Below are 15,551 nucleotides of genomic sequence, written 5' to 3' on the forward strand. Positions count from 1 at the left end.
TTTCTAACACTATACTACACTATTAGTTGAGTGTTGTCAGGATAGATTAGACTGGCGACTTTAGTCGCTTTGCTGAACGCAACGCGAAAGTTTCATCCTCTGGTTAAAACGCAGAGGTTTTCACCATCGCTACCCTATAAAGCTCCATAAGCGCAGGTTGAGAGGTTTTATTACTGGAGGAGTCCATTGGTGACAAGTTAAACTTGTACGCAATTTGTCAAGGGGGTATGAGAGTTCCCTGTTCCCTTAATTCACAATTTTCAGATCTTCTGGTGTATTACAGTTAAATAAAACATGGCGATCGCGAACCGGAAGTTCCTGAACGGGATGCTGTGCGAGCCATTTTTGAAAGGAGCGCCCTCCTTGATTAATATACTCAATCAATTGGGGTAAACATCGGCGTCGGTAAAAACCGCACAGAGGTTCCCACCCTTTGGGACTTCGGGGCAGCAAAGCAATTGCATCTTTGGGAGTATTTGTCAAGTCAGTGACCCAACCTTGCAAAACATCAACTTGAAGTTGGGGCAAGTCACAGGCAAGTAAAAGAACCCAATCCCTTTTCACTTGAGTCAATCCTTGAGCAAAGCCGACCAAAGGACCGTGGGATTGAGCCTCTCCTAGCAGGAGCATTTCTTGGATGAGATGACAATTTTTCGGCAAAATTTCCCGATATCGTTCGGGCCAAGGAGTGACCACAAAAACTTCACGAGTACATTTAAGGGCAATTGTACAAACCTGTCTCAGTAACGGCATACCTTGAATAGGAATCAAGGCTTTGTCCTGACCCATGCGAGAACTTTTTCCGCCAGCTAAAATCATCGCCGAGAACGGTACCTGGGAATCCGCCAGCACAGCAGACAGTTCATCTGCCAAATGCAGCCGTCCTCGCCGTACCGCCCGCAGTAAGCGATCGATGACACATTTGTCCTCTGTGGTGAGATCTTCGCCTAAAATCGCTGCCATCAGTCCGTAACGGTCAGCTTTCGTCATGTAGCCAGAACTGGTCGCTTGTGCAAAGAGTTCCGAGAGAGCGCCCGGAAGAAGAATAGGAGATTGCATAGACAACTGCAGCACAACATCGATCAAGTCAAGTTAAGTTAATATTCCTCAAAATTCACCAACATAACGTGATAATTCTCCGGTAGATCGGTGATACCGATCACTCCCCCCTACACCCTACACCCCCTTAAACCTTCATTCATCAATTTGCCACAGATCCCGACTCAAGGGTTCATCGAGAATTTTCTTAGGACGCAACACGAGAATTATCTGTCCCAATAACGGTATATCGGGCTGTTCAGAAAACCACTCGATCGCTAAGGTTCCCGATTGATCGACCATAAAATAACTATCGGCATCCCATTGTGTGTTTTTTCGGTCAACAATGAGCAACACCGCTTCTGATTTTTCATTCTCTTGCTTGGGAAGCTGAGTGCTGTTACACAAAATTGCTACAGGTTCTTGTGCCTTTGAGACGATTTGCCAACCAGGAATGGCGACAATCTGTTGCTGATGGGAAGCGTCCATAATATGAAAAGCCCCCTTTGTCTCAACCGCCTCCACTTGCTGGAACTCGGCGGTGGTTACCGGAAATTGACCCACCAAGGAGAGCAGTCGCGGTAACTGTTCACTATCTTCGACGCGATAGAAAGGCAAACGGGGTGCCCGACGGCGGCTACCCCCAAAGGGTTCTGTGAGTAACTGCTCAATTTCTTGACGCGAGGATTGGCTATGAGCAAACATTAACCCCCGTGCAACTAACCGCGAGCGTTCCTGTAAATTCTGCTGTTGTTGGGCAAGTTTCCAGTATTGGTACGCCACAGCATCACCAGGATGGTTAGAAAATCCTTCGGGTGGGTTACGGCGACGGGATAACTCTTTCATCGCTTTTGCCACCTCACGGGCGCCATCAGAATCCAGATTTCTAGCAACAATAAACTCAGCCGCTGCAGCCCGTTCAGGTTGAGTGAGAATCCGCAACTCATATAGGATATCGCTCCCTGTCCGTTCAAAGCGCGATCGCACCGCCTCCGATACCCCAGCTTTGACTAACGTTTCATAGACCTGAAATGCTACAATGACTTGATTCTGTTGGATTGGCTCAAAGCCCGTTTGTTCAAAAAGGGCTTGGGAGCTATAGCCAGCGCTTTGGAGTTGTTGACAAGCTTTTCCCCACTCCACCCAGTTACGTTCTTTGCGCCTGAGCAACTGAATCAGTGCATCAGCATCTACTGTCTCTGAGTTAGCTTGAGGGTTATGGTGAGGATTTGCGGGTGATATTTCAGTCATGATGGGAAGAAGAAGTTGCCGTGTTTTTGAGTTACCAGATGTCTTGAATTTCTCGAACCAATTAATATTGAGCTAGGGGCAGATAAAAAAAATAAACGTAAATGGCATTGACCTAACATGAGTTTGTCGTCGGTACAGAGTTTTCTAGAAACCCTCGCCTCCTGACGATAAACCCTTAAGTCATTGACATTCGAGTTAGAACAGTTTACATCATTGGGCAGCTCTAAAAGCAAAAATCGCCTTCCCCTTGTGGCTCGCCCGTTCAAACTCACACTTGGAGTTTGTTGTAGTGTTATGGACAAGGTGAACCCTAATTTTGATAGTATCACTCGTCAGTTCATGAGTTTGGAGCGATCGCAAAAACCTAAAATGCTTGTGGTAGATGATGAACCCGATAACCTGGATCTCCTCTACCGCACCTTCCGGCGTCAGTTTAGTGTATTCAGAGCCGAAAGTGGCGCTCAAGCCCTCTCTATTCTGGCTAATCAGGGAGAAGTCGCCGTGATTATTTCTGATCAGCGGATGCCAGAAATGAAGGGAACGGAGTTTTTGAGCAAAACCGTCCCCCAGTTTCCTGATACCATGCGGATTATCTTAACCGGGTTTACGGATGTCGAAGACTTAGTCGAAGCCATTAATGCCGGACAAGTCTACCGCTATATCACCAAGCCGTGGGACCCGAATGAACTCAAAACCGTTGTGGAACGGGCAGTTCAAACTTACGAACTCCTGAAGCAACGCACCGAGGAATTGCAGCGAGCTCATGCTCAAATGGCACTGATGGAAACTCTGGTGCAGATGGCACAAAGATCAGATAGCCTAGAAACCAGCTTGCCCCAAATCGCCCAAGTATTTAGCGACAGCTTTGGCACAGATGTCTGTATCCTGCAACTTGTAGAGGGCGATCGCTTGATGGATTTGCAAGGTTATTACACCAAAGAGGCATTTCCTGTCAACCCCCTAAACTCCGATCCCCTCTTGCCAGACGCGATCGCCAACCACCAGCTACAAGTCTGGATCAACGCCCCTGGTGCAACTCCAAAAGTTGCCACAGACTATTATCAGGATATCGGCATTCAAGCCCACCTGCTGATTCCGATTATCCACCGCAGCGAACTTCTAGGGCTACTCTCACTCCAATGGCGAGAACAGGCGTGTAAACTGAGTGAAGATGAGCTAAAACTCATCCACCTATCAGCCCAGCAGGTGGGTTTAGCGATCGCGACAAGTCGTTGAGTTTTGAGTTTTGAAGGTTGTCGGGGCGGGTTTCACCATGATCTTTTTTGTCTCACCCGGATGTCACTAAACCGACTGAGTGCGAGAATTATTTGGACAAATGACCCATGACAAATGACCATTCCCCATCAGAGATCCGCCATTTATTTGATCGCATCGCCCCGGTTTACGACCAACTCAACCAGTGGTTAAGTTTGGGTCAACACCGGATCTGGAAACGGATGGCGGTAAAGTGGTGTGACCTAAAGCCCGGTGAGATTGGTTTGGATTTATGCTGTGGTAGTGGCGATTTAGCTGAACTTTTAGCCCGATACGTGGGTGTAACGGGTCAGGTGTATGGGGTTGATTTTTCTCCTGGGCTACTCGCGATCGCTAAAGCTAGAGTTACCCATCATTATCCCCCCTTAACCATCCACTGGATTGAAGCAGATGCTCTAGATTTACCCTTCGAGGATAATTTTTTCCACGGCGCCACCATGGGGTATGGTTTGCGGAACGTTACCGATATTCCCCGTTGTTTGCGACAACTGTACCGAGTCCTCAAACCGGGTGCGAAGGCGGCTATCTTAGACTTTCATCGTCCCCAACACTCACCCCTGCGTCAGTTTCAGCAATGGTATCTAGACACAATTGTCGTACCCCGTGCCAAATCCTTGGGCTTAGAACAAGAATATGCCTACATCACTCCCAGCTTAGAGCGATTTCCTAACGGAAAGCAGCAAGTTAAACTTGCCCACCAGGCTGGATTTGCCCACGCCACTCACTATCCCATCGCTGGGGGGATGATGGGCGTTTTGGTCCTCAGGAAACCGGAGAGTCTTGATGGGGCGGGTAAGCTGCTTGAAACCTAGGCAGAGTTGGAGGTGTGGGGTGTCATTTAGCTTTTTTACCGCCCTTTGAGCTGTAGAGCCTAAAATGGGGATCAGGGATTGGGGATTATAGAAGCGCCGTAAAACCCACGTCTTTTAAGCGTGGGATATGAGGCGGGTCATCGGAGGGACGTAGATGACCAAATTACAAAGGTGCTCTTAAACGAGCTATCAAGCTTGTGATCAACTCAGACTTGCTCATTCCCCGCCTGGTAGCCTCTTCCTTTAGTTGTCGCATTTCATACTTAGTTAATCTGATATCTAGTCTTTGTGTTTTCATCAGTACACACAATTGATTACACACACATCTACTATAATGGAAAAAGCACATTGAGAGGTCGATTCAATGCTAGTTCTTGAATACAAAATCAAAGCCAAGCCGCAGCAAGACAAAGCTATTGATGAAGCCATCACAACGGTGCAGTTCATCCGTAACAAAGCAATTCGTTATTGGATTGATGGGCCAAAAGACGCCAAAATTGACCGTTTTGCCTTGAATAAGTATTCAACAGCACTACGCCAGGAATTCTCCTTTGTCAAAGACCTTAACTCAATGGCTGTACAGGCATCAGCAGAACGGGGATGGCAAGCCATCTCTCGGTTTTACGATAACTGCAAGTCTAAAAAAGCTGGCAAAAAAGGATATCCGAGGTTTCAGCGCGATAACCGCTCAGTTGAGTATAAAACTAGCGGCTGGAAACTTCATCCAACAAAACGCCGTATCGCTATTACCGATAAAAAGGGAATTGGTGAACTCAAGCTATTGGGTAAATGGGATATCCATCAGTATCCAGTCAAGTCCATTAAGCGGGTTAGGCTTGTGCGTCGGGCTGACGGGTATTACTGTCAATTTGCTGTTGACGTTGAGTGTCTTGATATTCAACCGCCAACAGGTCAAGAAATTGGGCTCGATGTCGGGTTGGAGTCTTTCTATACTGACTCAAACGGACACCAGGAACCTAACCCAAAGTTTCTGCGTAAGGCGGAAACTGCTATCAAGCACAGCCAACGAGCCATCTACAAGAAGAAAAAGGGTTCATCAGGTCGCCGTAAAGCAGTAGCTCAGTATTCCAGAAAACACTTAAGAGTAAGTAGGCAACGTACCGAACACGCTAAAAGACTAGCGCTTCACGTTTGCAAGTCTAACGACTTAGTAGCCTATGTAGACGCGCCAGCGGCTTGCCGAAGGCTAGACTTGAGGGTTGCCAATATGCTCAAAAATCACTGTCTGGCTAAGTCAATTGCTGATGCTAGCTGGTATCAATTTAGGCAGTGGATTGAACACTTTGCCATCAAGTTTGGAAGATTGGCTGTTGCTGTTCCACCTCAATACACATCTGTTGAATGCAGTCAATGCAAAGTGATTGTGAAAAAATCTCTCAGCACAAGAACCCACGTTTGTAAGTGTGGATTGATTCTGCAAAGAGATTGGAATGCGGCTATAAACATTTTGCTCAAAGCAAAATCTAGGGGAGGGCATCCCCAAAGTCACGCTGTAGGAGTTGGAACCTCTACGCTACTTGGTGCAAGCCTGGTAGAGCAAGTTTTGACGTTGAATACAGAATCCCACGCGCTTTGAGCCGTAGGAGTGTCAACCGTTCTGTATTACGCCGATTGCTGTTTTGAATTTATCGAACCTGTGGCTGCTATTGTTGCCTCCAATCGCAGGGGGAATTATTGGCTATTTCACCAATGATTTAGCCATCAAAATGCTATTCCGTCCCTACCGCCCTATTTATATCGGTAAGCGGCGGTTGCCATTTACACCCGGTTTAATTCCCCATAACCAGGAACGCTTGGCGAAACGGGTAGCCGATACAATTATGGGTTCTTTGTTAACCCCTTCGGAGATGCAACGACTAGCACGGCGTCTACTGCATCGGGAACGGGTGCGTGGGGCAATTCTGTGGATGCTCAATCTGACTTTGGAACAAGTCCAGTTGGATAAGGAACAGAAAACGGCTAAGATTCTCGCGGCTATCCTCCACGACTTATTGGGAGAATCCCTACCACGCTTGCTGAAAGTTTTATCCCGTCGAGAGGATTTTTTAGAAGCCCAGCTTAACCAAATTTTTGACCAGATTTTGCTGGAGTTTCAACTGAATGATCAACAAGCGCAACAGCTTTCGCAGTGGATTATCCAAGTGGCATTACCCCCTGATGTTTTGCGTCAAGGGATTATTGATTTCTTAACGGATCGCAATATCCAAGTCATTGATGAAGGGTTTCGCGAGAAGACAAGCGGCACTTATTGGATTGTCGCCAATTTATTTGGGCTACGCAATACTCTAACCCGTTTGCGAACCTATTGCTTAGACGAGAAAGAGGAAAGCAATGCGCGTCTGAGAGAATTGTTGACGGCTTTGGGCGCCCGTGAGCGGTTACAGTTATGGCTGCAAACTCTATCTCTACAAAATTTGCCCGTGTCTACGGTGCGACAGTTACGCAAAACTATGCGAGATGCGGTTCGCACTTATATTCGAGAGCGGGGCAGCGACTTTTTGCAGGGTTTAAGTCAATCCATTGACTGGGAAAAGGTGGCGGTATTGATCTTAAATCGATTGCGAGAGTCGGCGATTATGACTAGCTCAATGGAACTGATTAGTCAAGAACTGGCATTAGTTTTGGAGCGTTATCTAGAAGAAGATTTAGAAAAATTGGTGACTGAGATTATTCCAATTTTATCAATTGATCAGGTTATTGTTGAGCGGGTAAGAGGTACGTCGCCGGAATCCTTGGAAGTTGCCGTTAAAGTGATTGTCAAAAATGAATTACAAGCGATTGTTAATTTAGGCGGGATTTTGGGTGTAATTATCGGACTATTTCAGACGGGATTACTCCTATTCAGGGGATTTTGAGTCATCTGAAGGGATGGGAAAGCGACTTGAATAGTAGGCAGGGTTTAGGGTGTAGGCTATGAGATGTCAGGGCGGATTTTACCGCTAAGTTCGATAACTTGACGAAACCTGCCCTTCTAGGGGAATAGTGGAGAAGCAAACTCTAACTCCCTGGGAGTAGTATGGCAACAGGTAGGTCGCTTGATACGGTTAGGTTGGCGATCGCGGTAAGTGCTTTAATCTTATTGATATGCAGCAGCTTACGGCACGCCCTATTTCAATCCTCTGCTTTTGATTTGGGGTATTTTGACCAGGCGGCTTACCTGATTAGCCAAAGACAAACCCCCGTTGTTTCCTTCTGGGGTTACCATTTTATGGGCGGTCACGCGGATTGGATTCTCTATGGACTCGCTTTGCTGTACAAAATCCATCCCGATGTTCATTGGCTGTTTGCGGTGCAAGCCATTGCTTTAACCGTCGGTGCTTTACCAACTTTTTATCTCGCCCGTCAAGCGGGGTTAAAGGAGTCACAAGCAACAGCAATGGCAATCGTCTATCTCCTGTATCCGTTAATTTTTAATCTCAATCTATTTGATTTCCATGCAGAAGTCATCGCCTTGCCCGCTTTTTTAGGTGCAGTTTTGGCGGCGCGGCTGAATCAGAAGGGTTGGTTTTGTGGGGCAATTCTTTTGATTTTGGCTTGTCGGGATGCTTTATCCCTCACGGTAGCCGCCATGGGGTTTTGGTTGTTAGTTTTTGAGAAAAAGCGGTGGTGTGGTGGGATGGCTTTAGTGGCAGGAATTGCCTGGTTTTTGATTGCTACTCAGGTGATTATTCCCGCATTTAGACCCGATGGCGTTGAGGCTGTCTGGCGCTATGCTTTTTTAGGAGACTCTGTTCTAGAAATCGCCAAAAATCTGCTCCTCAAGCCAGGGTTAATACTGGGTAGAATTTTTACCTTACCCAACTTGGAATATTTGGCTTTGTTGTTCTTACCCTTGATGTGGGGACTTTCACCCCAGCATCTAACTCCTTTAGTCGGTGCAGTCCCCACGTTGGTGATTAACCTGATTACCGACTACCAACCTCAAAAAGATTTAGTTCATCAATACTCTCTACCTGCACTGCCTTTTCTCTTATTAGCCGTTATTTCCACATTAGCAGCCGGAAAGGGATGGTTACGCCACAAACGAGGCATGATTATTTGGGCATTCGTTGCGTTTTTAGGATTAGCAAAATTTGGTTATTTTGGGTCGATATATTTGGAATCCATCGATACTTGGCAAGCCACAAGGGAAGCAATTGCTCAAATTCAGACCAAGGGTGCTGTTTTAGTTCCTGCCCAAGTTGCTCCCCATTTAACCCACCGCCCTGTGGTTAAGCTGGCGATAGCTGGTGCAGAAACGACTGAGTTAGGGGAATTTGATTATGTAGTATTGAATAGGCGTCATCCGGGTTGGGCAAGTAGTCCAGAGGTGGTCAACTATTTGTTAGAACGGTTACAAAATACACCCACGTTTCAATTAACTTATCAGCAGGATGAAGTTTATTTGTTTACCCAGAAATTCATTAGGAATTCTGGATAAGTCATAAGTCATCAATCATAAAAAATTATGAACGTTTGCGAAATTCAATCACCTCATCTTTGATCGTAATGTCATAGCCGTCAAAGAAGTCTTGTCCCAAGAGTCCAACAGGCATTGATGGCGGTGCGATCACGACCTCGATCTTTCGTTTCAGGCGACCATCAACTTCCATGGACTCCAGGATCGCTACTGCCATTGGGACAGTCGCACCGTCTGCTACACTTATCTCAGTGATCCCGACAGGTTTTAAATTCAACGTGGACGCGATCTCTTGGGTGATGAGGGTATTAGTCGCCCCTGTATCAAACAGCATGCTAAATTGCCGCTTGTCATTAAAGGTCACTTCGATAATTGGAATATTCCGAAGTTTGCTTTTAATCGGCACTGAGAAAAACTGGGGACTACTATCACCTTGTTTCGGTTTAGGCGGTGGCGGTGTGGAGCGCTGTTTGGCATCCGCTAGCAGGTTCTGGTATTGAGATAGCTTTTGTTGGGCGGTTGAGTGGTTTTTACTCGAAGCCGGTACAGCTTTTAATAACTGAATCGCTTCTTCCCAACGATTCGCCACTAATTTCCAATCCTCCCGACTCACCGCCGATTGACTGATCGTAACCGCACTTGTTGCTACATCAACGGCTTCTTCATAGGTGTCCGATTCAGGAGGTGGGGGCGGTAGGGGTTTTGACGCTTGCGGTTCTGGGGAGACAGAAGCAGAAGAGGTGGAAACCGGACTGGCGGCTTGAGTCGGAGTAGGACTCGAAACACTCTCCGCCTCACTCTTACTACATGCACTATTGAGTAGGGTTAATGTACTCAATAATGCGATCCAGACGCTACGACTCCAGAAAGATTGCCACATCATCGGTCATTAGTCCTTTGTCATTGGTCATTTGTTAAATAATTATCGCACTCAAAACTTGGTTAGGGCAGGTTTTGTCCAAAATTTACCTCAATAGCCAAGCATAAAGTCCCTAAACCCACTCCTACAAACCATGTCCTTGAGCCAAGGGGAGGATCAAAACTCAAAACTCCTCTCTACCGATATCTAAGTTCGATGACATTTTCTTTAATGGTCACATCATAGATACCAAAAAATCCTTGTCCTAATAGTCCGATATCGAGGTATTGATTAATCGTCACCTCCGGATTCGTGACTTCAATACCCCCGACGGCGACAGAATTAACGCGACCTCGCGGAACTTCAACTTGACCACCCGCAGTGGAGGTGGTGACGACGCCTTGTGGCTTAACGTTTAAGACTTGTGCCATTGGGGGGGTAATCGCAATCCCGGAAGCACCTGTATCGAAGAGCATTTCAAAGCGGCGGTTGCCATTAAATTGGACATCAACGACCGGAATCCCAGACATCCGGCGTTTGATGGGAACTTGAATCACCGAAGGTGTACCGCTACCACTACCACACAGGTGACCCAGATCAATGACATTGCCATTGCTGTCTTCCAAGTAGCAGGGCAAATCACTCTGGGAATGGGAGACAGAGGTAGGTGAGACAATTCCTGCGATCGCGAGGAGTATAAATAAGATTTGGCGGGATAAATAGCGTTTCATAGTAGTCTTGCGCCCAGTTCGGCAGCCGTCGTTGTTAGTGGTCTAATCTTCTATTCCTTAATTTAACCCACGACATGGGGACACGTCCTCAGTTCAGCTCATCTGAGGGTTTGTCAGGGAACAGGGAATTGGCAATACGTAATTGACCTGCGTCTTAGCTGACCCATGTTTTAGCAATGACGAGAGTGAAATAGATTGAACAGGTCACTCATCCGGATATTTCATCAAGATGATGTAGATGTTAATAAATTTTCTTGATTCTTTGTTGTTAAAAAATTCTTTTTAAAAAAACATCAGAATCTTATTCAGTAAATTGCTAACTTAAGGAGCAGGGCGAAATCCAAAATGAAAATATATCCAAAGTCGTGAAAAATCCGGTTAAATCTCTACGCCTCTGCTCCCTCTGCTCCCTCTGCTCCCTCTGCTCCTTCTGCTCCCTCTGCTCCTTCTGCTCCCTCTGCTCCCTCTGCTCCCTTCTGCCTCACTTTTGCCATCCCTCTCATCAACATCAGAACTGTCCGTCTTAAACTTTTACCTAATTTTAAAATGGCTTTCCCTATCTTTTTCAGGCAACAATCTATCACCCGGCGAACCCTGGTTAATGTAGCATTGAGGATGGCTGGAGTTATCGTTGTATTAACGACTTGGAGTTACTTTCACACTTTATCATTTCTTGAATCGGAAGCATTAGAACGGGTCAAAAAATATGTAGAGGAACGAGGGGAACGGGAACGTATTCTATCTTCTATCGCTGTAGACAATCATACTCTCCTCAAGCAAGAATTAATAAAACAACTTCAAGAACCGAATTCTAACTCCTACAGTGAATTTAATCAGCTCTTCGTCCAGTGGTCTGATGGTGTTATCCGCAATCGACCTCCAGATCAGCCTCCGGAGAAGTTTGACACCCTTGAGCAGGCGGGGGTTTATATTGATAAAAACCTGGTCATCGACGCCGAGGTTCGACAGCGAGTTCTTGCCTTTTACAACTTAACCACAACTTATGGCGCAGTATGGCATCATCGTTTTATCAATACTTATATTACCAGCCCTGATAATATTATCGCGATCTATTGGCCCAAAACGCCTTGGGTGCAACGAGCTTCTACTGAGCTCAATCTCCAAGACGAGGAAAAAACCTATCATGGCAAAACGCAACCGAATGCAGCGTCAAAGACGGTATGGACAGGACTTTACTACGATCCTCAGGCTAAAGATTGGCTCGTCTCTGTGAAAACGCCTGTTAACTTAGACGGTGAACATATCGCCACAATTGGACATGATGTGACTCTAAATCAACTGATGGAGCGCCTGATTGAGGATAACATTGAGGGCGGTTATAATATCCTTTTTAGCGGGGATGGTCGTCTGATTCTTCATCCAGATAAAATTGATGAAATCAAACAAAAAAAAGGAAACTTCAATGTTTTGGAATCCGATGATCCTCATTTACAGCGTATTTTTCAATTGGTAAAACAGAGAAACTCCAATCAATATATTATTGAAAATACCAAAGACAATGAATACTTGGCTATCGCCAAAATTGATGAACCAGATTGGTATTTAGTCACCGTTTTCCCCCAGTCAATCTTAGCTAAGCCAGCCTGGAACACAGCCGGATTTATTCTGGGGTTAGGAATTTTAGCACTTGTCATTGAACTATTAGTCCTCTATTTTGTCCTGCGTCGCCAAGTTACTGATCCCTTAATTGAGTTGATGGGAGCAACTGAACGAATTGCTGCTGGCGATTTGAATATTCAACTGGATGATACTCGGAAAGATGAGTTAGGACGTTTAGCCAATCTATTTAACTCAATGGCGATTAAAGTTTACGTCCGTGAGCAATTCTTAAAACAAGCCGAATCGGAAGCGAAGCGCTTACAAAAAACCGAAGCCGATACCCGGCAGCGGGTTGAAAGTATTAATCAAGTTCTCGAAGGTAGAGTCGAAGAACGAACCGCTCATTTAACGGCGATTATTAATAATTTAGTCGATGGTTTACTTGTTACCGATACCCAAGGAAAAATATCCCAGTTTAATCCCGCTCTCTTAAGAATGTTAGGGTTAGGAGAACTCGATATTACAGATAAAAATGGTCAAGATGTATTAAGCCGTAAGTTAGTGGAATTAATTACCCAAACCCAGAACCACCATCGGGAAGTCTTTACCGCAGAAATTGAGCTTGCGGAGGGACGTGTCGGTAAAGCTGTAGCCACGGCTATTGATAAAGTGTCCTCGGCTGATGGTGCAGTTGAGGAGTTTCTTGGATCAGTTATTATGATCCGAGATATCACTGTTGAAAAAGAAGTGGATCAGATGAAAACGGATTTTATCTCTACCGTTTCCCATGAACTGAGAACACCGCTGACTTCTGTACTGGGATTTACTAAAATTATCAAGAAAAAACTTGAAGAGGTAATTTTCCCCCAAATCCAGACCGAAAATAAGAAAATTCAGCGCACGGTTCGCCAAGTGAAAGATAATGTGAATATTATTGTATCTGAAGGAGAACGATTGACCGCATTAATTAATGATGTTCTTGATATTGCTAAAATGGAGGCAGGAAAAGTTGATTGGAACATGCAGCCTTTATCAGTCAAAGATATCATTGAACGGGCAATAGCCGCGACAAGCTCTTTATTTGAGGATAAACAAATACAATTTATTAAAAATGTAGATAGCAATCTACCGGAAATTTCTGGAGATAAAGACAGACTGATTCAAGTCCTCATTAATTTAATTTCTAATGCTGTTAAATTTACTGAAAAAGGTTCGATAACTTGCCGTGCTAGAAAAAGGCATAGTGAAATTATTATTAGTGTTATTGACACGGGTATGGGTATTTCTCCTGCCGATCAGCCTAAAGTATTTGAAAAATTTAAGCAAGTCGGCGATACACTAACTGACAAGCCTAAAGGAACAGGTCTAGGATTACCCATTTGCAAGCAAATTGTCGAACATCATGGCGGCAGAATTTGGGTTGAAAGTGAGCTAAAAAAAGGAAGTAAGTTTTCTTTTACACTTCCTATTCATACTGATCTACCCGTTCAAGTGAATATGATGGATATGGATACGTTAGTTAAGCAGCTTCAACGCACCGTCACCACCCAACCCTCATCAACTAAAAACACTGCTAATAAAACTGTACTCGTTGTCGATAATGAAGCATTAATTCGTCAACTCTTGCGACAAGAACTAGAGTCACGGGGATATCAAGTCCGAGAAGCAAAAGATGGTCTAGAAGCGATCAAACTCATCAAGCAAGAACGACCGGATCTTATCACTCTAGATGTAATGATGCCGGAAATGAATGGCTTTGATGTTGCCGCCGTATTAAAAAATGACCCATCAACAATGGATATTCCAATTATTATTTTATCCATTATTGAAGACCACGAACGAGGATATCGGTTAGGAATAGATAAATATATCACTAAACCATTTGAATCAGAACAGTTGCTTCAGGAAATCGACTGTTTAATCGCTCAAGGAAGTTCAAAAAAGAAAATATTAGTGATTGATGAAAATATCTCCACTGTTAAAACTCTAGCTGATATTTTAACCACCCGAGGATATAATGTGATTGAAGTCTTTGAGGGAGAGGATTTTAAAGAAAAAGCCATTGCAGTCAAGCCAGATATGATCATTGTGAATTCTGAGCTATCTGAACGATATAATATTGTTAAAACCCTGCGATTTGAGAAAGGTCTGGAGAATGTCTTTTTTCTCCTATTAGCGAATGAAAAACCCGATGGTTACTATCAGTCTAAAGAAGTTGCTGAATAAAAAAGATGTTTTATCTCTGCTCAAAGAGATGAGTTCTGTCATGGAGACACCCATTCTGATTCAGGATACCCAAGGTCGTCTCCTTTTCGGTGAAGCAACCCAAGAGAAACTGGAAAGCTATCCGGTAAAACTTGCTAATGATATTATTGGTTGGATCAGAGGTAGCGAAAAAGCATCATCTTTGGCATCTCTACTGAGTTATATTGCCAATAAAGAGCTTCAGGAAAAAATGTTGGCAAGGGAAACCTTGGATAAATATAAAGAAATTAACTTGCTTTATAATATCTCAGGGCGGTTAACAGCTTGCCTCGATCTCAAACAAGTTGCTAATCTGATTATTGATGAAGCCACCCGATTAATTAAAGCTACCAGTGGTTCACTTATGTTATTAAATTCCGACACGAGTGAGTTTGAGTTAATCGCCGCCATTGGTCAAGAATATGACCCAAAAGCACCCTTGGCTTTGGGAAAAGGAATCGCGGGTCATTTAATCTTGACAGGTAAAGCTGAAATTATTAATAATGTACAATCGGATATTCGATTTATTGAAGGTTATAATCAAATTTATTCTCTAATTTGCGCTCCATTAAAAACTAAAGATGGTATAATTGGAGTGATTAATATTAGTCATCAAGAGCCGATTAACTATACGGCGGCTGATTTAAAGCTATTGACTGCCCTCGCCTCCCAAGCAGCATCTGCCATTGAAAATGCGATTTTGCATGAACAAAAACTAAAAGAAGAGCGGATCAAAAGTAATCTTGAACGTTATGTATCCGCTAAAGTAGTTGAGGCAATTTTGGAAGAAAAAGATGATTTTTCCTTCGAGCCAGCTAAACGAGATATTGCTATTTTATTTTCAGATATTAGAAATTTCACCACTAAATGCGAAGAATTACCTCCGGAATTAATTGTCGAATACTTGAATGAGTATTTTACCCACATGGTTGATGTAATTTTTAGCCATGGCGGAACTGTAAATAAGTTTGTGGGTGATATGATTGTGGCAATGTTTGGCGCTCCCTCTCGTTTAGTTTATAGTGAGCAAGGCGCGATTAAAACGGCGATTGAAATGCAAAAGCGGATAAAAAAAATCCCTGTCCATTGGATTCGACAAAATTTTATCACCGGAATTGGTATCAGTTCTGGGGAAGTGATTGTCGGTAATGTTGGCTCTCCTCAGCACATGGACTATACCGCCATTGGTGATAAGGTCAATATTGCCTCTCGCTTACAATCGATTGCCAAAGGGGAACAAATTTTGGTGTGTCGCAGTGTCTATGAAGTTACCCATAATCTGTTTAAGTTTAAGGAAGTTGGCACGGTTCAAGTTAAGGGCAAGAAAAAACCCGTAGATGTGTTTGAAGTGATCTATTAAT

General features: G+C 44.3%; 11 protein-coding genes. 7 read left to right on the top strand and 4 right to left on the bottom strand.

Annotated features, from left to right (window positions below; translation table 11 throughout):
• Positions 1 to 246: 246 nt before the first annotated feature.
• Both RID09_RS16980 and RID09_RS16985 read right to left on the bottom strand, forming a co-directional pair.
• The gene (locus tag RID09_RS16980; RefSeq protein ID WP_446337154.1) at positions 247 to 849 is read right to left on the bottom strand and encodes a molybdenum cofactor guanylyltransferase; all 603 of its coding nucleotides are present in this window, start codon (positions 847 to 849) and stop codon (positions 247 to 249) included.
• 345 nt (positions 850 to 1,194) lie between these two features.
• Complete coding sequence (locus RID09_RS16985; RefSeq protein ID WP_446337112.1) at positions 1,195 to 2,289, bottom strand: RuBisCO accumulation factor 1; 1,095 nt, start codon at positions 2,287 to 2,289, stop codon at positions 1,195 to 1,197.
• 294 nt (positions 2,290 to 2,583) lie between these two features.
• On the opposite strand from RID09_RS16985, the gene RID09_RS16990 reads away from it, so the two are divergent.
• From RID09_RS16990 to RID09_RS17010, 5 genes are all read left to right on the top strand, one after another.
• A complete protein-coding gene (locus tag RID09_RS16990) occupies positions 2,584 to 3,525 on the top strand; it encodes a response regulator (protein ID WP_446337113.1) in 942 nt (313 codons plus the stop codon).
• Positions 3,526 to 3,632: 107 nt separating this feature from the next.
• Positions 3,633 to 4,376, top strand: a complete 744-nt coding sequence (ubiE, locus tag RID09_RS16995) for a bifunctional demethylmenaquinone methyltransferase/2-methoxy-6-polyprenyl-1,4-benzoquinol methylase UbiE (RefSeq protein ID WP_446337114.1) — start codon at positions 3,633 to 3,635, stop codon at positions 4,374 to 4,376.
• Positions 4,377 to 4,740: 364 nt separating this feature from the next.
• Positions 4,741 to 5,973, top strand: coding sequence for an RNA-guided endonuclease InsQ/TnpB family protein (locus RID09_RS17000; RefSeq protein WP_446337115.1), 1,233 nt, complete (start codon positions 4,741 to 4,743; stop codon positions 5,971 to 5,973).
• Positions 5,974 to 6,016: 43 nt separating this feature from the next.
• Positions 6,017 to 7,252 (top strand): DUF445 domain-containing protein, encoded by a 1,236-nt coding sequence (locus RID09_RS17005; RefSeq protein ID WP_446337116.1) that lies wholly within the window; start codon positions 6,017 to 6,019, stop codon positions 7,250 to 7,252.
• Between the two features lie 161 nt (positions 7,253 to 7,413).
• A complete protein-coding gene (locus RID09_RS17010; RefSeq protein ID WP_446337117.1) occupies positions 7,414 to 8,817 on the top strand; it encodes a DUF2079 domain-containing protein in 1,404 nt (467 codons plus the stop codon).
• A gap of 25 nt (positions 8,818 to 8,842) precedes the next feature.
• Here RID09_RS17010 and RID09_RS17015 read toward each other — a convergent pair whose 3' ends face one another.
• Positions 8,843 to 9,679, bottom strand: a complete 837-nt coding sequence (locus tag RID09_RS17015; RefSeq protein ID WP_446337118.1) for a retropepsin-like aspartic protease family protein — start codon at positions 9,677 to 9,679, stop codon at positions 8,843 to 8,845.
• Between the two features lie 173 nt (positions 9,680 to 9,852).
• On the bottom strand, positions 9,853 to 10,386 hold the full coding sequence (locus RID09_RS17020; RefSeq protein ID WP_446337119.1) for a retropepsin-like aspartic protease family protein: 534 nt from the start codon (positions 10,384 to 10,386) through the stop codon (positions 9,853 to 9,855).
• A 615-nt stretch (positions 10,387 to 11,001) separates the two neighbouring features.
• Between RID09_RS17020 and RID09_RS17025 the strand changes: the two genes are divergently transcribed.
• Positions 11,002 to 14,172 (top strand): response regulator, encoded by a 3,171-nt coding sequence (locus RID09_RS17025; RefSeq protein ID WP_446337120.1) that lies wholly within the window; start codon positions 11,002 to 11,004, stop codon positions 14,170 to 14,172.
• Positions 14,138 to 15,550, top strand: a complete 1,413-nt coding sequence (locus RID09_RS17030) for an adenylate/guanylate cyclase domain-containing protein (protein WP_446337121.1) — start codon at positions 14,138 to 14,140, stop codon at positions 15,548 to 15,550. The genes RID09_RS17025 and RID09_RS17030 overlap by 35 nt, the downstream gene beginning before the upstream one ends.
• Position 15,551: the final 1 nt, after the last annotated feature.

This window comes from Coleofasciculus sp. G1-WW12-02 (assembly GCF_040219735.1).
Taxonomy (GTDB): Bacteria; Cyanobacteriota; Cyanobacteriia; order Cyanobacteriales; family Coleofasciculaceae; genus Coleofasciculus.

Coding starts and splice junctions, on each gene's coding strand:
- RID09_RS16985 (WP_446337112.1), bottom strand. CDS start 2,289: ATGACTGAAATATCACCCGCAAATCCTCACCATAACCCTCAAGCTAAC.
- RID09_RS16990 (WP_446337113.1), top strand. CDS start 2,584: ATGGACAAGGTGAACCCTAATTTTGATAGTATCACTCGTCAGTTCATG.
- ubiE (WP_446337114.1), top strand. CDS start 3,633: ATGACAAATGACCATTCCCCATCAGAGATCCGCCATTTATTTGATCGC.
- RID09_RS17000 (WP_446337115.1), top strand. CDS start 4,741: ATGCTAGTTCTTGAATACAAAATCAAAGCCAAGCCGCAGCAAGACAAA.
- RID09_RS17010 (WP_446337117.1), top strand. CDS start 7,414: ATGGCAACAGGTAGGTCGCTTGATACGGTTAGGTTGGCGATCGCGGTA.
- RID09_RS17015 (WP_446337118.1), bottom strand. CDS start 9,679: ATGATGTGGCAATCTTTCTGGAGTCGTAGCGTCTGGATCGCATTATTG.
- RID09_RS17020 (WP_446337119.1), bottom strand. CDS start 10,386: ATGAAACGCTATTTATCCCGCCAAATCTTATTTATACTCCTCGCGATC.
- RID09_RS17025 (WP_446337120.1), top strand. CDS start 11,002: ATGGCTGGAGTTATCGTTGTATTAACGACTTGGAGTTACTTTCACACT.
- RID09_RS17030 (WP_446337121.1), top strand. CDS start 14,138: ATGGTTACTATCAGTCTAAAGAAGTTGCTGAATAAAAAAGATGTTTTA.